This window comes from Sorangium sp. So ce381 (assembly GCF_051473845.1).
Classification (GTDB): Bacteria; Myxococcota_A; Polyangia; order Polyangiales; family Polyangiaceae; genus Sorangium; species Sorangium atrum.
On record NZ_CP150336.1, the window covers coordinates 9,723,958 to 9,740,445 of the forward strand.

Annotated in this window: 14 protein-coding genes; all 14 read left to right on the plus strand. The window is 71.1% G+C overall.

Features of this window, described 5'->3' with window-relative positions; all coding sequences use genetic code 11:
• The first annotated feature begins 34 nt into the window (after nt 1-34).
• The 14 genes from cmk to WMF29_RS36570 all read left to right on the plus strand — a co-directional run bounded on the left by cmk (nt 35) and on the right by WMF29_RS36570 (nt 16,468).
• The gene (cmk, locus tag WMF29_RS36505; protein WP_437324724.1) at nt 35-847 is read left to right on the plus strand and encodes a (d)CMP kinase; all 813 of its coding nucleotides are present in this window, start codon (nt 35-37) and stop codon (nt 845-847) included.
• Nucleotides 831-1,799 carry a hypothetical protein gene (locus WMF29_RS36510; protein ID WP_437324725.1) on the plus strand — a complete coding sequence of 323 codons (969 nt, stop codon included), beginning with the start codon at nt 831-833 and terminating at the stop codon, nt 1,797-1,799. Before cmk ends, WMF29_RS36510 begins: the two co-directional genes overlap by 17 nt.
• Before the next feature lie 4 nt (nt 1,800-1,803).
• Nucleotides 1,804-2,943 carry a hypothetical protein gene (locus WMF29_RS36515; RefSeq protein ID WP_437324726.1) on the plus strand — a complete coding sequence of 380 codons (1,140 nt, stop codon included), beginning with the start codon at nt 1,804-1,806 and terminating at the stop codon, nt 2,941-2,943.
• The gene (locus tag WMF29_RS36520; RefSeq protein WP_437324727.1) at nt 2,835-4,928 is read left to right on the plus strand and encodes a 30S ribosomal protein S1; all 2,094 of its coding nucleotides are present in this window, start codon (nt 2,835-2,837) and stop codon (nt 4,926-4,928) included. Before WMF29_RS36515 ends, WMF29_RS36520 begins: the two co-directional genes overlap by 109 nt.
• A 189-nt stretch (nt 4,929-5,117) precedes the next feature.
• Nucleotides 5,118-5,681: a hypothetical protein gene (locus WMF29_RS36525; RefSeq protein ID WP_437324728.1), complete on the plus strand. Its 564-nt coding sequence runs from the start codon at nt 5,118-5,120 to the stop codon at nt 5,679-5,681.
• A 130-nt stretch (nt 5,682-5,811) separates the two neighbouring features.
• A complete protein-coding gene (locus WMF29_RS36530) occupies nt 5,812-6,363 on the plus strand; it encodes an HIT family protein (protein ID WP_437324729.1) in 552 nt (183 codons plus the stop codon).
• Entirely contained in the window at nt 6,360-7,820 is a 1,461-nt protein-coding gene (locus tag WMF29_RS36535) for an AI-2E family transporter (protein WP_437324730.1), read from the plus strand. Before WMF29_RS36530 ends, WMF29_RS36535 begins: the two co-directional genes overlap by 4 nt.
• 124 nt (nt 7,821-7,944) lie before the next feature.
• Complete coding sequence (locus WMF29_RS36540; protein WP_437324731.1) at nt 7,945-8,892, plus strand: hypothetical protein; 948 nt, start codon at nt 7,945-7,947, stop codon at nt 8,890-8,892.
• 133 nt (nt 8,893-9,025) lie between these two features.
• Nucleotides 9,026-9,967, plus strand: coding sequence for a hypothetical protein (locus WMF29_RS36545; protein ID WP_437324732.1), 942 nt, complete (start codon nt 9,026-9,028; stop codon nt 9,965-9,967).
• Nucleotides 9,968-10,125: 158 nt separating this feature from the next.
• Nucleotides 10,126-10,551, plus strand: a complete 426-nt coding sequence (locus tag WMF29_RS36550; RefSeq protein ID WP_437324733.1) for an HIT family protein — start codon at nt 10,126-10,128, stop codon at nt 10,549-10,551.
• Between the two features lie 655 nt (nt 10,552-11,206).
• A complete protein-coding gene (locus WMF29_RS36555) occupies nt 11,207-11,875 on the plus strand; it encodes a carbonic anhydrase (protein WP_437324734.1) in 669 nt (222 codons plus the stop codon).
• 107 nt (nt 11,876-11,982) lie between these two features.
• Nucleotides 11,983-13,542 (plus strand): SulP family inorganic anion transporter, encoded by a 1,560-nt coding sequence (locus WMF29_RS36560; protein ID WP_437324735.1) that lies wholly within the window; start codon nt 11,983-11,985, stop codon nt 13,540-13,542.
• Nucleotides 13,543-13,960: 418 nt separating this feature from the next.
• Nucleotides 13,961-15,565 carry an FAD-binding oxidoreductase gene (locus WMF29_RS36565; protein ID WP_437324736.1) on the plus strand — a complete coding sequence of 535 codons (1,605 nt, stop codon included), beginning with the start codon at nt 13,961-13,963 and terminating at the stop codon, nt 15,563-15,565.
• Nucleotides 15,566-15,877: 312 nt separating this feature from the next.
• Nucleotides 15,878-16,468, plus strand: coding sequence for a PDZ domain-containing protein (locus WMF29_RS36570; RefSeq protein WP_437324737.1), 591 nt, complete (start codon nt 15,878-15,880; stop codon nt 16,466-16,468).
• The last annotated feature ends 20 nt before the right edge of the window (nt 16,469-16,488 follow it).

Consider the following 16,488-nt stretch of genomic DNA (forward strand, 5'->3'; position numbering starts at 1 on the left):
GCGATCGGTGAGCGAGAGAGGAGGAGGAGCGCAGGTGACCGAACGACAACGACAGGACGACGCGCACCACCTCCCGGCCCGGGACGAGCCCCGGCGGCTGCGCGTCGCGATCGACGGACCGGCCGGCGCCGGCAAGGGCACGGTCGCGCGGGGGCTCGCCGAGCGGCTCGGCTACCTGCTCGTCGACACCGGCGCGATCTACCGCGCCGTCGCGCTCGCGGCCCGCCGCGCGAGCCTCCTGTGGGAAGAGGAGGGCGCGATCGGCGCGCTCGCCGAGGATCTCGCGCGCGGCGGGCGCATCGCGCTGGAGCGGAGCCCGCACGGCGTTCCGCCCGACTCCTCCGCCCCCCCGCCCGCGAACGCCCCGGCCCAGTCGAGCCTCGGGGGCAGCGGCATGCGCGTGCTGCTCGACGGCGAGGACATCTCCAGCGCGATCCGCGCGCCCGAGATCAGCCTCGGGGCGAGCCGGGTCTCGGCCGTCCCCGCCGTGCGCAAGGCGCTGCTCGCGATGCAGCGGCAGGCCGGCGCGGGCGGCGGCGTGGTGCTCGAGGGGCGCGACATCGGCACCGTGGTGTTCCCGGACGCCGAGGTGAAGTTCTTCCTGACGGCGCCGGCCGAGATCCGCGCGAAGCGGCGGTACGACGAGCTCGTCGCGCGCGGCATGAACGTCAGCTTCGAGGCGACGCTCTCCGACGTGCTCCGCCGCGACAAGGCGGACAGCGAGCGCGCCGTCGCGCCGCTCCGCAAGGCCGACGACGCGATCCTCGTCGACTCCGGGCACAGGAGCCCGCAGGAGATCATCGACGAGATGGCGACCCTCGTGGAGATCCGTGCGCGCGGCGGCTGAGGTCCGCGCCGCCGCCGTCGCCGCCGCCTCCGCCCTGATGGCGCTCGGGCTCCCGGCCTGCGGGGACGCCGCGCCGCAGGTCGCAGGCGTCAGCCACCCCGCGCGCGCGGCGAGCCCGATCGGCCCGCGCGTCGTCCGGCGCGTCGAACCGGCCGATCTGCTGCCGGCCGATCTCGATCTCGTCGTGCGCGTCGACGTCGCCCGCATGCGCGACGGCCTGGGCCAGGCGGCCTCGGACGAGCTCGCCCGGCGCGCGCTCGACGAGGTGCCCGACGAGGCGCTCGAGAGCGCCCTCCAGCGCGCCGACGTCGTCTGGCTCGGCCTGCGGCTCGCCGATCTCGAGGAGGGCGATCGCGTGGTCGTCCTCGAGGGCCGGATGGCCGGGCTCACGCCCGATCCCGGCCGCTGGGAGCCGGCGCGGGCGGCGCAGGACGGCGTCGCCGTCTTCGACCGCCGCGGCGGCGTCGCGGGATCGCGCGCCGACACGGCGCGGATCATCGCGCTCGGCGATCGCGCCGTCGCGCTCGTGTCGGCGGTCGAGGTGAGCAGCGTCGCGCGCGTCCTCCGCGACGGCCCCGACGCGCGCCGCGGCGACCCGGCCGCCGAGGGGCTCGTGAGCCTCGACCTGCGCGCGCGCCGGCTACCCCCCTACCTCGCGCGGCGCTTCCCGTCGATCGGCGCGCTCGTCGCGGGCGTCGCGCGCGTCCGCGCCGTGGCGTCCCTCCACGACGAAGGGGTGCGCCTCGACGTGGAGCTCGTCGGCGTCGACGCGGCCGGCGCGGGGCGCGCCCGCCGGTTCCTCGAGGTGCTCCGCGACAACGTCGAGGATGTGCGTTACGCAGATCTCATGAAGGAGCTCTCGATCGAGCAGGTGGAGAGCACCGTGCGGCTCCGATGGCTCTTCCCAGCGCCCCTCGTGCTCGCCCTGCTGTCCGGGCGCTCGCCCGGCTAAGCCGATGCCTGACACCCTGATCGAAGAACCGATCCGACCGACCGTGACCGACGACCTCGCCGCGCCCGAGCCGGCGCCCGAGGGCGATCCTGCCGAGGCGCGCCCCGCGCCGCCCGGCGAAGGCGCCCCCGCCGCCCCGCAGCGCCCGGGCCGCCCCCGCGGAGCCGCGTGCCTCGTGCTCGCGATCGTGCTCGCCGCGCTGCTCGCCGGCGCGGCGCTCTGCGTCTACCTCTTCTTCTGGCGCTATGTGCCGACGGCCCGGCAGCACATCCCGGGCGACGCGAACATCGTGGTCCGCCTCGAGACCGCCGACCTCGCGCTCTTCGGCCCCGTGCGCCGGCACTTCCTCCCGCTGCTCGACGACGCGCCCCAGACCGCGTCGCGGAAGGCGCGCATCGAGGCGGCCACCGGGCTCGATTTCCCGTCGGATCTGCGCGAGATCGTCGTCGCGTCGACCGACGCCACGAGCTGGGTCGCGCTCGCGGGCGGGCGCATCCCGAAGGGCCGCTTCGTCGCCGGCATGGAGAAGGTCGCCCGCGACGAGGGCTGGGCCGGCGTCCGCCGCGAGGGCGAGCTCCTCCTCATCGGGCCGCGCGCCGTGCTCGGCCAGGCCGACGACGGAACGCTCGTCCTCGGCACGGACGCCGAGATCGTGAGGGCCGCGCTGCCGGCGTCCGACGAGTGGCGGCGCCTCGATCTGCCCGAGCAGGGCGCCGTCACCTTCGCGCTCACCAGCGCCGCGTGGTCCGGCGCCGCCACCGCCGCCTCCCGCGTGCTGCCGCGGGCCGGAGCGCTGTTCCGCCGCATCGACCACGCCTCGGGCACCCTCGCCCTCGGCGCGGAGCCCGCGCTCTCGATGCGCCTCGCGCCCGCGTCGGGCGAGGCCGCCGCGGCGCTCGCCCCGGACACCCAGGCGCTCCTCGGGAGCCTCAAGCTCGCCCTCGCGGTGCTCCCCGTCGACGTCGTCGGCGCGGGCGCCGCGCTCGAGGGAGCCCAGGCCCTCGCGCAGGGAGAGCTCGTCGAGATCCGGACGAAATGGCCCTACGAGGGCCTCGATCGCGCCTGCGCAGAGCTCGCACACCGCGCCCGCGCCGCGCGCGATGCGCGCAACGCCGACGGCACCGCGCCGGGCGCCGCGCCCTGAGATCGCGCCGCTTTGAGCGGGCGGGCACATCCTTCCCACCAAAACGGACCGGACCTACAAAAACCTCCAGTGGCTCGGTCGTTGCATTGACAGAGGCCCCTCCTCAGACTACAGGCTCGCCTCTCCCGAGGGGCCCGGGTGCATCGGTACGCGTGTGCCTGCCCCTCCGCCGCTCGTGCGTGGCACCTAGGGTCCACGACTGCGCCCGCGCGGCGAATCCCAGGGAAGGAAAGGAAACAAGAACGAACAACATGACTAGTAACATCCATATGGAGGCTGGCTCGTCCGGGGCGAGCATGGAGAGCTTTGCCGCGCTCTTCGAACAGAGCGTGGAGGGGGGCGATTTCGCGCGTGAAGGAGAGATCATCTCCGGCACCGTGGTCGCAGTGAACCGCGACTCCGTCGTGGTCGACATCGGCGGCAAGAGCGAGGGCGTGATCGCGCTCCGCGAGTTCGCGGACGCCGCGGGCCAGAGCGCCGTCAAGGCGGGCGACAAGGTCGACGTCTACATCGAGAGCCGGGAGAACGACGACGGCCTCGTGACCTTGTCGAAGGAGAAGGCCGACAAGATGAAGGTCTGGGATGAGATCTCGAACGCCTGCGAGGCGGACGAGCTCATCGAGGGCACGATCAGCCAGCGCGTGAAGGGCGGCCTCTCGGTCACCATCCGCGGCGGCGTGAAGGCCTTCCTCCCGGGCTCTCAGGTCGATCTCCGCCCGATCCGCAACTTGGACAAGCTGATCGGCCAGACCTACAAGTTCAAGGTCATCAAGTTCAACAAGAAGCGCGGCAACATCGTGCTCTCGCGGCGCGTGCTCCTGGAGCGCGAGCGCGACGAGATGAAGGCCAAGACGCTCGAGACGTTGACGGAAGGGATGACCGTCAAGGGGACCATCAAGAACATCACCGAGTACGGCGCGTTCGTCGACCTCGGCGGGATCGATGGCCTCCTGCACATCACGGACATGTCGTGGGGCCGCGTGAACCACCCGAGCGAGGTGTTCCAGGTCGGCGACGAGGTCCTCGTGAAGGTCCTCAAGTACAACGCCGACACCGAGCGCGTCTCCCTGGGCCTCAAGCAGACCCAGGAGGACCCCTGGAACCACGCCGAGGAGGCGTACCCGGCGGGCAAGAAGGTCCGCGGCAAGGTCATGTCGATCACCGACTACGGCGCGTTCGTCGAGCTGGAGCCGGGCGTCGAGGGCCTCATCCACGTCAGCGAGATGAGCTGGACCAAGAAGGTCAAGCACCCGTCGAAGCTGCTCGAGGTGGGCCAGGAGCTCGAGTGCCAGGTGCTCGAGGTGGACGCGCGCGCGAAGCGCATCAGCCTCGGTCTCAAGCAGCTGGAGCCCGATCCGTGGATGCTGTTCACGGACAAGTACCACCCCGGCGACAAGATCGCGGGCAAGGTCCGGTCGCTCACCGACTACGGCGTCTTCGTCGGGATCGAGGAGGGCGTCGACGGCATGGTCCACAAGAGCGATCTCTCGTGGTCGGTGCGCGTCAACAACCCGAGCGACCTCTACCACAAGGGCGACGACGTCGAGGCGATCATCCTCTCGATCAACCACGACGAGAAGAAGGTCTCCCTCGGCATCAAGCAGCTCTGGGACGATCCGTGGCCGAGCATGCTGACGGAGTACCCGCCCGGCCGCGTCCTCGACGACGCCCAGGTGGTGAGCATCGTCGACTACGGCGTGTTCGTGCGGCTGCGCGAGGGCGTCGAGGGGCTCATCTCCCAGGGCGACGTGCAGGAGCCCGAGGAAGGCAAGCTCAAGGTCGGCGACAAGGTGAAGGCCGAGATCTCGTCGCTCGACACGGTCGATCGCCGGCTCTTCCTGACGATGAAGAACATCGGCATGGAGCGCCCCGCCCCGGTCCGGCAGCAGCAGCAGAAGCGCAAGGACGACGACGACAAGCCGGTGGCCGGGACGATCGGCGATCTCATCAAGGAGAAGTTCGGCGCCAAGCTGGACCTGAAGTGACGCTGCCCGGCGCGCGGCGTCGCTGACGCGGCCGCGCGCCAGGCGCTCACCCGCCGCACGTCAGGTGCGGCGGGCCGAGGGCGCCCCGGTGCCCTCGGCTCGCCGTGTGGACCCGATGTCGACGAGAGGCGAGGCCCTCCCCAGGGCCTCGCCTCTTGCTTTTTCTGCGAGGCCGCGGACGATGCCGCGATGAGAGGCCTCCTTGCGCGCTCCGCCCTCGGGGCGCCCGTCCTCGCCGCCCTGGCGCTCAGCGCTCTTCCTGCCCGCGCCGACGGCCCCCGCACCTCGGCCGCTCCCGCTGCCCGCGCCGACGGCCCCCGCGCCTCGGCCGCTCCCGCTGCCCGCGCCGGCGGCCCCCGCGCCTCGGCCGCTCCCGCTGCCCGCGCCGGCGGCCCCCGCGCCTCGGCCGCTCCCTGGGCGGGGTTCCAGGCGCAGCCGCTCGGGCGCGCCTACGCCCCGCTCCGCGCCGCCGACCCGTGGTTCGGCGATGACAAGATGCGCCATTTCTGCGCGTCAATCGCCCTCGCCGGCGGCGGCTATGCGCTCGGCGCGCTCGCGACCAGCGACCTCCGCCAGCGGCTCGCGGTGGGCGCCGCGGTCGCGCTCGGCGCTGGGCTGGCGAAGGAGGTCTACGACGCCGCCGGGCACGGCACCCCCTCGGTCCGCGACTTCGTCTGGGATGCGCTCGGCACCTCCGCCGGGCTTGGCCTCTCGCTCTGGTTCGATCTCGCGGCCACGCCGATCCATTTCTGAGCCTCCACCGGCGGCGCTGCGGCGGGGCGGCGGAACGCGCGGCGCGCCTGCGCGGCAACCGCGAGGACGACGCGGCGACGAGCGAGCGGTGGTCCCGCGCGCCATGCCGCCGTGCTAGCGTCTCCGCGACATGGGTAACCCCCTGTGGGCGCCCTGGCGCATCGATTACATCCTTGCGCCGAAGGGCCAGGCCGACTGCATCTTCTGCGGCATCCCCCGCGCATCCGAGCAAGAACAGCGCGACCGGCTGGTCGTGGCGACGACCCGCCGCGCGTTCGTCATGCTCAACCGCTACCCGTTCGCGTCGGGCCACCTCCTCATCGTCCCGCACGCGCACGTCGCCTCGCTCGACGCGCTCGATCCAGCCGATCACGAGGCCCTCTTCCGCCTCGTGCGCGAGTCGACGACCCGCCTGCGCGCCGCGCTCAAGTGCGAGGGCATGAACGTCGGGATCAACCTGGGCACCGCGGCGGGCGCCGGGATCGCCGAGCACCTGCACGTCCACATCGTCCCGCGATGGCCCGGCGACACCAACTTCATGCCGGTGCTCGCCGACGTCCGCGTCGTCCCGCAGGCGCTCGAGGCGACGCGTGACCACCTGCTCGGCTTCTTCGCCGACCTCCCCGCGTCGCTCGTCGACGAGGGCCCCCACGGCCGGGCCGCGCGCGGCGGGGCGCTGTGAGCGAAGGCCCCTCGCGGCGCACCGTGTTCCTGACGGTCAGCGCCGTCCTCACGGCGGCGCTGCTCATCGTCTCCCACGCGGTGCTGCTCCCGTTCGTGCTCGCGCTCGTGGTCGCCTACGTGCTCACGCCGGCGGTCCTCCGGCTCGAGCGCGCGCGCGTGCCGCGGTGGGCGGCGATCCTCGTCGTCTACGCGCTCGTGCTCTCCGGGATCGGGGGCTTCTTCGCCCTCAGCGTCCCGCGCCTCATCGCCGAGGGGAAGGCGCTCACCGCCGAGGCCCCGCGCCTCGCCGCGCGCCTCCGCGAGGAGTACCTGCCCGCGCTCGACGCGCGGCTCAACCGCTGGTCGGGCCGCGAGCCCGAGGCGCCGCCGCCGGCAAACGCGCCCGCCCAGGAGCCCGATCAGGCCGCGCGGACGCCCGACTCCAGCGCGGCCCCTGCTGGAGGCGAGGAGAGCGCCGAGCGCCCGCCGATCCGCATCTTGCCCGGGCCGGACGGCTCGTTCGACGTGCAGATCGCCGACGACGTCGAGGTCCGCGAGACGCGCGACGGCGTCTGGCAGATCGCGCAGGCGCGCCCGAGGCACCGCGGGCTCTCCAGCGCGAACATGCTCCAGGAGGGCTACGAGAAGGGGGCCGCCTACCTGAAGGAGAACTCGCTCGCGGTCCTCCGGATCGGGCAGGCCATCGCGACGGCCATCTCGCGCGGCATCTTCAACCTCTTCATGACGTTGATGCTCGCCGGCTACATCATCCTGACGCACGAGAAGATCCTGCGCTTCTTCCGCGAGCTCTGGCACCCGACCTCGCGCGACTCGTTCGATCGGTTCCTGCGCCGGCTCGACCGGGGGCTCTCCGGCGTCGTCCGCGGGCAGCTCCTGATCTGCCTCGTCAACGGCGTCCTCTCCGCGATCGGCTTCTGGCTCTTCGACCTCAAGTACTGGCCGATCCTCTCCGTCCTCGCGGCGGTGATGTCGCTGATCCCGATCTTCGGCTCGATCCTGAGCTCGGTCCCGGCGGTCCTCATCGGCCTCACGCAGTCGTTCGGCACGGCGGCCGGCGTGCTCGCGTGGATCGTGGGCATCCACCAGCTCGAGGCGAACTTCCTGAACCCGAAGATCATCGGCGACTCGGCGAAGATCCACCCGGTCCTCGTGGTGCTCTCGCTGCTGGTCGGCGAGCACTTCTTCCAGATCACCGGCGCGCTCTTCGCGGTCCCCTGCCTCTCGATCGCGCAGACGATCTTCCTCCACTTCCGCGAGTCGACGCTGGGCCTCGCCGATCCGACGGCCACGATCCCGCCGCAGCGCGGCGTCCCGATCATCGCCCCCGCGATCGAGCCGCTCCCGCCGCTGCGCGGCTTCGAATCCGCCCGCCCGGCCTCCACGCCCGTCCCCGCCCCCGAGCCCGAAGGCGAGCCCAGCGCCCGCAGCAGCGATCCCGACAGGGCCGCGAGCTAGTTCCGCCCGCCCGAGCCCCCTCCCCGGGGCCGATCGGCTCGTCCGACCGCCTCCGCTGGCCGCTCCCCCGCAAGCCGGCTATGAGACCCCGCGCCCCGCGCAGGAAATCAGCTCCACGACCTCGATGAAGACCCCCGGCAAACCCACCCCGAAGAAGCAGAGCCCCAAGCAGCAGCGCGAGCAGGCCATCGCCGCCCTCCGCAGCGGAAAGCCCGCGGCCGACCCGCTCTCGCAGCTGAACCCGCGCTCGCTCGCCATCCGCGTCGGCATCCCGGCGCTCATCGTCTGGGCCATCGCCCTGGCCATCCCGGGGGTCTGGCCGAAGGCGGTCGCCGGCGTCCTGACGGTCATCGTGGGCGGCGTCATCGTGTGGGCGCTGCGCTTCGCGACCCGGACGCGCGCCGTCGCGCAGATCGTGCAGACCGCCGACTCCGCCGAGGCCCGCAAGGACGCGATCGCCAAGCTCGACACGGAGTTCAAGAAGGACGACGCGGCCGCGACCTTCGCGAAGGCGCAGCTCCAGATGCAGGAGGACCCGCGGGCCGCGCTCAGGACGCTGGAGACCATCAACCTCGACAAGGTGATGGCCCCGATGGCCGACGAGGCGCGCGCCCAGCGCGGCATGATCCACCTCATCCTGAGCGAGACGGACGAGGCGCGGGCGCTCGTCGACAAGATCGACATGACCCGCCACAAGGAGCCGAGGATCCGCGCCATGATGGCCGCCATCGTCGGCGAGGCGTGGGCCCGGACCGGCCAGGCCGGGAAGGCGGTCGAGCTGCTCGAGACCTTCGATCCGAACGACGAGGCGTTCGCCGAGCTCAAGCCGCAGCTGCTCCGCTCGCGCGCGTTCGCCTATGCGTGGGCGAACAACACGAAGCAGATGAAGACCACGCTGCGGAGCCTGAGCGCGCTCAACCCGCAGTACCTGAGCGGCTTCGTCACGAAGAAGAAGAGCCCCATGGGCGTCCCGCCGCGCGGCGTCCACCCGATGCTCGAGAAGGAGGCGTTCGAGATGCTGATGCGCTCGGGCGCCATCCCTCGCAAGATGCAGCAGGTGCGGCGCGGCTGACGCGCGGCGCGTGGTTGACCGACGAGCGACCGAGGCCGACCGGCGCCGCGCCTCGCCGTCGACGCGCCGAGCTCGCCCGCCGAGAGCGGCCTCTTGACGTGAGGCGCGGCGAGCGGCTCAGATGCGCGCCCTCATGAGAGGGACCGCGCTGCTCTACAGCTCCCATAACCGCTGCAACTTCATCCACGACCACTACATCGCGCAGCGGGCGCTCTCGGGGCGGGACAACAAGCGAATCCTGTTCCTGCCGATGTCCGAGGCGCCCCGCGACGGCAACGAGCGCGAGCGGCAGGAGTTCGCGTACGGCAACTTCAGCTGGTTCTTCCGGTTCTACGAGCGGTTCGGCCTCGAGCACGTGCCGTTCTACTGGACCAGCAACCTGCGCAGGGAGGACGTGGACGTCCTGTGGCGCTACCTCGCGTCGTCCGAGGTGGTGATCCTCGGCGGCGGCTACAGCACGACGGGGCTCTGGCGCTACAAGCAGCTCGGCGCGATGTTCGACGGAGAGCCCGGCAAGTTCGGGCGCCTCCTGCACGAGCGCCGGCAGCGGGGCCTGCTCACCGTCGGGTTCTCCGCCGGGGCCGACCAGCTCTGCCAGCACCTCTTCCGCCGGGTGTGGGACAGCCCCGGCGACAACGACGCGTTCGGCCTCGCGCGCGACACGCTCGTCACGCTCCACCACGAGCAGAGCCGCAACGGCGATCTCTGGCACGCGGCGCGGCGCATGCCCCGCTGCTTCGTCTTCGGGCTCCCGAACGACTCCGGGGTCCAGGTGGACTGGGGAGTGCTGCCGTCCGGCAACATCTGGCAGGTCTACGAGCTCATCATCGACACGTCGTGGGACGATCCCTCCGACGCGCTCCACGTCAAGACGCGGCAGGGCGCGCTCATCGACCACTTCGACCACACGGGCCGCCACTGGGCGTTCCACGGCGGCGACCACGTCGTGCGCGTCACGTCGCAGGACGGCGGATTCGACCGGGCCTGGATGACGGCCGGCGGTCTTCTCCTGGACTACTGGACGCGCGAACCTGCCACCTACGGCTCGATCGACGCCATCCTGGCCAGCCACTGATGACCGCGCGCCCCCTGCGCAGCCGCGCGCGCCCAGCGTGGCCACGGCCGCGCGCGCCCAGCGTGGCCGCGGCCGTGGCCGTGGCCGCGCGCCGCTGCCCGCGCGGCCGGCATTGACGCCAGGCAGGCCGCGCGGCATCGAAGAGCGCGAGGCTCACCATGCCGTCCCGCCCCTGCGTGTTCTGCAGCATCGCCCGGGGCGAAACGCCGGCCCACGTCGTGCTCGACGAGCCGGAGGTCCTGGCGTTCCTGGATCACCGCCCGCTCTTCCCCGGCCACTGCCTGCTCATCCCGCGCGCCCATCACGAGGTGCTCACCGATGTTCCCGCGTCGCTCGTCGGTCCGCTCTTCGCGACCGCCCAGCGCCTCGCGCGCGCCGTCGAGTCCGCATGCTCCGCAGATGGCTCCTTCGTCGCCATCAACAACCGCGTCAGTCAGAGCGTCCCCCACGTGCACATCCACGTGGTCCCGCGCCGTCAGCGGGACGGTCTCAAGGGCTTCTTCTGGCCTCGTTATAAATATGCGGGTGAGCACGAGATGCGCGGCTTCCGCGACGCCATCGTGACGGCATTGACGGCGGGTTGAATTCTGTCGCTGGTACGGGTATTTGGACGTGGCGCCGTGCTGGCTCAGGCGCGAGACGTCCGCCCCAGATCGGGACATTCTGCCCCACACGATCTGCACCTCGTTGTGTCTTGCGACGAACCGAGACCGCTGCCAGGTTAGGGAATAGACAGGGCGCCTCCCTGGTTCCCGCGGCCGACAGCCTGTCACTCCTCGAACGATGCTGGCCCTCCGGTCATTTTTCCCTCGGATCGCGCTGCTCTTTCTGCTGATCCTCGCCCCCGCTGCGCTGGGACGGGCGAATATCAGCAGCATCGAAGCCGGCAACTCCGATGTTTCGGGATCGTTTCGTACCGGGGCCAGCGAGAACGACGGTGTGCTCGAGGCCTTGCAGCCGCCGGCCCGCGACGGGGCCCGTCGTTCCGTCGCCTCCCGATCGGCGCCGCGCGCCGGCGCGGCGCCGCCGCGCGCAGTTCTCGTCGCCGATCTCCGGCCCGTCCGCGTCCCGTCCCCCGTCCCCCACCCTCCCCTCCGTCGTCCTCCACCACGCCTCCTGAACTGATAGGCTAGCTCCGTGGCCGAGGCCGCTCGCGGTCCGGCTCGGAGTCGCTGGAATCGGAGGTGTTCACGACGGCTGCCGCGCCGGATCGGCGCGGCCAACGAGAGGGTTTATTCCATGCAGAAGCTCGCTGACGGGTTGCACAAGTTCCATGCCGAGGTGTGCGGTACACATCAAGACCTCTTCCGCCACCTGGCGAGGGGTCAGCGGCCCGAGGCGCTGTTCATCACGTGCTCGGACAGCCGCATCAACCCGAACCTCATCACGCAGACCCAGCCGGGCGACATCTTCATCGTGCGCAACGTCGGCAACATCGTGCCGCCGTACGGCGCCAGCAACGGCAGCGAGGCCGCCGCGATCGAGTTCGCGGTCGCGCACCTCGGGATCAAGCACATCATCGTCTGCGGCCACACGCTCTGCGGCGCGATGCGCGGGCTGCTCGATCCCTCGGGCCTCGACGAGCTGCCGGCGGTCAAAGCGTGGCTCCAGCACGCGGAGCTGACGCGCCGCCTGGTGCAGGAGAACTACCCGCACATTGAGGGGGCGGATCGGCTGACGATCACGGTGGAGGAGAACGTGCTCGCCCAGGTCGAGAACCTCCGGACGCACCCGACGATCCGCGCGCGGCTCGCGCGCGGCGAGCTCTCTCTCTACGCCTGGGTCTTCAAGATCGAGACCGGACAGGTCTTTCAATTCGAGGCTTCGACCGGCCAGTTCGGGCCGATCGGTGACGCGGGGCCCCCGTCGGCGCTGCCGGAGACAGCGGTCTACCGGCGGGCCATCTGAGCGCCTGTTCGACACCGATCCACGTCTTAACTCGAATCGAGAGGGCCCGTTCGATGCAGCTTCCGAATCCTATCCATGCAGGCGCGGGGGTGAATCCCGCCGGCGCCGTGGCGCTTAGTTCCGAGAGCCCGGGTGCGAGCCGGGAATCGCCGCCCGCGGAGAGCGCGCCGCCGCTCGATCCGCGCCTCACCGCGAACCTCAAGTACGACATCCCGGCCGGCCTCGTCGTCTTCCTCGTCGCCCTGCCGCTCTGCCTGGGCATCGCGCTCGCGTCGGGGGCCCCGCTCCTCTCCGGCATCGTGGCCGGCATCGTGGGCGGGCTCGTCATCCCGCTCGTGAGCCGCGCTCAGCTCAGCGTGAGCGGCCCGGCGGCGGGGCTCGCCGCCATCGTGCTCGCGGGCATCACCAGCCTGCAGAGCTTCCAGGCGTTCGCGATGGCCGTGGTGATCGGCGGCGTCCTTCAGCTCGGGCTCGGCCTGCTGAGGGCCGGCGCTATCAGCCATTTCTTCCCCTCCTCGGTCATCAAGGGGATGCTCGCGGCCATCGGCGTCCTGCTCATCTTGAAGCAGCTCCCCCACGCCGTGGGCTTCGACAAGGACAACTTCGCCTCCGAGTCGTTCAAGGCCGACGGCGGCAACACCTTCACGATGATCGGCCAGGCGGCGCAGGCCATCGAGTGGGGCGCGTTCCTCCTCAGCGCCATCTGCCTCGCCATCCTGGTCGGGTGGGAGAAGTCGCGCCTCGCGAAGATCTCCTGGCTCCCCGCGCCCCTCGTCGCCGTGCTCGTCGCGACGTTCGGCAACGAGCTGTTCAAGGCGGCGATCCCGTCCCTCGCCCTCGAGCAGAAGCACCTCGTGACGCTGCCCACGGGCGACCTGGTCAGCGCGCTCCAGCTCCCGGACTGGTCGGCGATGCTGCGGCCCGAGGTGTGGGTGCTGGGCGTGACGCTCGCGATCGTGGCGAGCCTCGAGACGCTGCTCAACCTCGAGGCGGTGGATCGGATCGATCCGTGGCACCGCAAGTCGCCGCCGAACCGGGAGCTCGTCGCGCAGGGGCTCGCCAACATGCTCTCCGGGTTCGCCGGCGGTCTCCCGGTCACGTCGGTCATCGTCCGCAGCAGCGCCAACACGAACGCCGGCGCGCGGACGCGGCTCTCCGCCTTCACGCACGGCGCGCTCCTGCTGCTCGCGGTGGTCTTCGCCGCGGGGCTGCTCTCGCGCATCCCGCTCGCGTGCCTCGCGACGATCCTGCTCGTGACCGGCTACAAGCTGGCCAAGCCCAAGATCTTCGCCGAGATGCGCCAGCTCGGCTGGAACCACTTCATCCCGTTCGTGGTGACGATCGTGGCCATCGTGCTGACCGATCTCCTGAAGGGCATCGCGATCGGCCTGGCGGTCGGCGTCCTCTTCGTGCTGAGGACCCAGATGTCCCGGGTCTTCGACGTGATCCACGAGGGGGCCCGGGTGACCATCCGGTTCAACAAGGCGGCTTACTTCTTCACCCAGGGCAAGCTCGTGACGCTGCTCGAGCGGCTGCCGAGCGACACCCACGTGGTCGTGGATGCCCAGGGGGTTTCCTACATCGACCATGATGTCGCAGAGCTCCTCCGGCGCTTCCAGCAGTCGGCGCACCGACGCAACATCCACGTCGAGCTCCGCGGCTTTTAAGCGATACTCAGACACCTGCCCGTCGGCGCCCCGCGTAAGAGCCCCCTCCCCGGGGGCTCTTACGCGTTAACCAACGCTTCGCGCCGCGTTCTCCTACATCTCAACGTTTACGTGAACGTTTATGTGGTCGTTTACGTGAGCGTTTACGTGGTCGTGGTCGTGGTCGTGGTCGTTCACGGCTTACCGTTGACGACCACGACCACGACCACGACCACGTAAACGACTACGACCACGTAAACGTTCACGTTGGTACGAGCTTGGTTAACGCCTCTGACCCGGGGATCTACGGCTGAAACGCGAAAACAGCGGCTAATTTGGCCCGCCGAGCTGCCACGAGCGAAGCTGGTGGGATGCGCGCTGCTCCCGATTGGGCCAGGACGACGGGCGAGGTTCATTTCTGCCAGCCGTCGGGTTGACCATGGTCGCTCGATTCATCAGCGGGGCGCCCTCGGGCTCCCCTCGCGAAGACGAACGCGGCGGCGCCGGGCTCGCCCAGGTCGGGGAGGCGCCGCTGGCCCCACGGCTCGACGAGATCCGACGGAGACCTCTCTTCTCGCTCCAGGGCTACAGCGGGCTGCAACGATCGTGCGGAGACGTGTACTTTCCGGCGTCGGTCGAGGAGCTCAGGGTGCTCTTCCGCATGGCGAGGCGGACAGGGCGCAGGGTCACGTTCCGCGCCGGAGGCCAGTCGTTCGACGGCCAGGCGCTGAACGACGACATCGTGATCTCGATGCACCACTTCAGATCCATCGAGATCGACACGCAAGGAGCACGGATGACCGTGGGCGCCGGCGCCACCTGGGGAGCCATCGCCCGCGAGCTCGCCGCCCACGGCTTCGTGCCCTACACGGTCGTCTCGACGAGCCACGCCACCGCGGGAGGCACGGTCTCGGGGGACTGCCTCTCGCGCTTCTCGGGCATCGCCAGCAAAGAGGGACACTACGTCGAGCGGCTCTCCCTCCTCCGCCTCGACGGACAGCTGCTCTCCCTCAGCCGCGATGACGCGACGAGCGCGCTGTTCCACGCGGTGATCGGCGGGCTCGGCTACCTCGGCGCGGTGATCGATGTCACGTACCGCGTCGCGCGCGTCGCCCCGGCAGGGACGCCGATCCGGGTCGTCACCCAGGCGACGCGCTGCACCTCGCTCGAGGAGCTCGCGACGGCGCTCCTCCCACGCCCGGAGCAGCTCCTGCAGTCCGAGGGGGGCACCGCGGTCGAGGACGGGTGGATCCCGGAGGCGCTCTTCTCCATCGCCTTCCATACCCTGGACGGGAGCAAGAGCATGGTCCTCCGGTCGCGGTACGTCCCGGGGACCTCGCACGAGCTCCGCCCGCTGCTGATCCATCGCCCCCGGCACGTGCTCCGCGTCCCGATCGAGTGGCTGATGCGCGCGTCCGTGGTGAGCCGGGGCCTCTGGACCCTCATCGACCGCTTCCTCTTCGATGTCTCACGCCCGTACGTCGATGAGCTCATGGGCTACCTGTTCTTCATGGACGGCAACGTCCGCGCGAAGCGCATCGCGCAGACCTTCGGGATGCCCATGCTCACGGTGCAGCAAGCGTTCATGATCCCCTACGACCCGAGCGCCCCGGAGGACAGCCTGCGCCGGCTCGTCGATTTCCTTGGCAAGGTGGATGAGATCGCTACCCGAGACGGAATACCGCCGCTCCTCCTCGACGTGCTCCACATCCAGGGCGACCAGTTCCTCCTCTCGGCGAACCACGGGACCGACGGGTTCGCGGTGACGCTCGCGTTCGAGGTCTCGGAGGAAGAGAGCGCCCACCGGCTCCGCCTCCGCCTCAGCGAGCTCAGCGCGCGCGCTCTCGAGCTCGGCGGCCGCGTCTACCTGGTGAAGAACGTCCACGCGACAGCGGAGCACCTCCAGGCGATGTACGCGCACGCGCTCCCGGAGTTCGTCCGCCTGAAGCGGCTCGTCGATCCCGACGGGCTCCTGCGCAACGAGTTCCTCGAGCGGGTGTTCCCCGCGCACTTCGGCCCGGCGCCACGGCCCCCCAGCCCATGAGCGCGGCGCGCCGGGGACGGACACCCTCCCTGCTTTCCGGTGAGTTCAAGGCGCAAGGACGCCGCTCGGGCTCGCGAGAGACGGAATTGCGAGGCGCAGCGAGATAGAGAGAAGAACGCCCTCCGCGCGCGCCTCGCCCCGGTCATCGCCGCGCGCCGAACAACGGCCCGGACAGCGGCGGGGAATCGGTGGTTGGGATCTTGCAGCTCTCGGCGTGAGCGACGTGAACTGACGTGAACTGGCGTGAACTGACGTGAGCCATGTGAGCACGCGTGGTGAACGCGCAGAGGACACGCGGAGGACGCCGGGGCCATGCATGGCAGTCAACAGCGGGATCAGCCCCTCCGGACGCGCGGCGCGTACGGGTGGGCTCGACGCCTCTCAGGGGTGCTCACGCCGCTCGTCCCGCTGGCGGTCAGCGCGTGCCGCGGCGATTGCCCGCGCGTCGAGGCCTCGCAGCAGCGCGCCGAGGACATGCAGCAGCGCGCCGAGGACACGCAGCAGCGCACCGGCGCGCCGGCGAGCCCGGCGGCGATCGCAAGGCCAGAGAAGCGCGACAAGCGGTCGAGCCGCGCGCCGACGGCCACCTCCGTCCCGGCGCCCTGGCTGCTCACCATCCAGCCGACCACCGGGGAGGGCGCGAGGATCGCGAGCATGGATATCCGCAGCTTCACATCCCCGCTGCTGGAGCCGGGCGACGTCATCCTCGCTGTCGATGGGCAGCCAGTCCACTCGCTCGCAGGCCTGGAGAGCTACCTGCGCGCCCGCGTGCCCGGCGACATGGTGGTGCTCACCGTGCTGCGCAACGAGACAACGATCAACTATGCGATGCTCCAGGTGCCGGCCGGCGACCCTCCGGTGCCCCCGTCGGCCACGGCGACCGGGGCCAGAGGCGGCGGCTGACCGCCTCGCGTCCCGCCCGC

Excerpts from the sequence above, each read along its gene's own strand:
- WMF29_RS36555 (WP_437324734.1), top strand. The coding sequence starts at position 11,207 with ATGCAGAAGCTCGCTGACGGGTTGCACAAGTTCCATGCCGAGGTGTGC.
- WMF29_RS36565 (WP_437324736.1), top strand. The coding sequence starts at position 13,961 with ATGGTCGCTCGATTCATCAGCGGGGCGCCCTCGGGCTCCCCTCGCGAA.
- WMF29_RS36545 (WP_437324732.1), top strand. The coding sequence starts at position 9,026 with ATGAGAGGGACCGCGCTGCTCTACAGCTCCCATAACCGCTGCAACTTC.
- WMF29_RS36550 (WP_437324733.1), top strand. The coding sequence starts at position 10,126 with ATGCCGTCCCGCCCCTGCGTGTTCTGCAGCATCGCCCGGGGCGAAACG.
- WMF29_RS36515 (WP_437324726.1), top strand. The coding sequence starts at position 1,804 with ATGCCTGACACCCTGATCGAAGAACCGATCCGACCGACCGTGACCGAC.
- WMF29_RS36520 (WP_437324727.1), top strand. The coding sequence starts at position 2,835 with ATGGCCCTACGAGGGCCTCGATCGCGCCTGCGCAGAGCTCGCACACCG.
- WMF29_RS36525 (WP_437324728.1), top strand. The coding sequence starts at position 5,118 with ATGAGAGGCCTCCTTGCGCGCTCCGCCCTCGGGGCGCCCGTCCTCGCC.
- WMF29_RS36530 (WP_437324729.1), top strand. The coding sequence starts at position 5,812 with ATGGGTAACCCCCTGTGGGCGCCCTGGCGCATCGATTACATCCTTGCG.
- WMF29_RS36540 (WP_437324731.1), top strand. The coding sequence starts at position 7,945 with ATGAAGACCCCCGGCAAACCCACCCCGAAGAAGCAGAGCCCCAAGCAG.
- WMF29_RS36570 (WP_437324737.1), top strand. The coding sequence starts at position 15,878 with ATGCATGGCAGTCAACAGCGGGATCAGCCCCTCCGGACGCGCGGCGCG.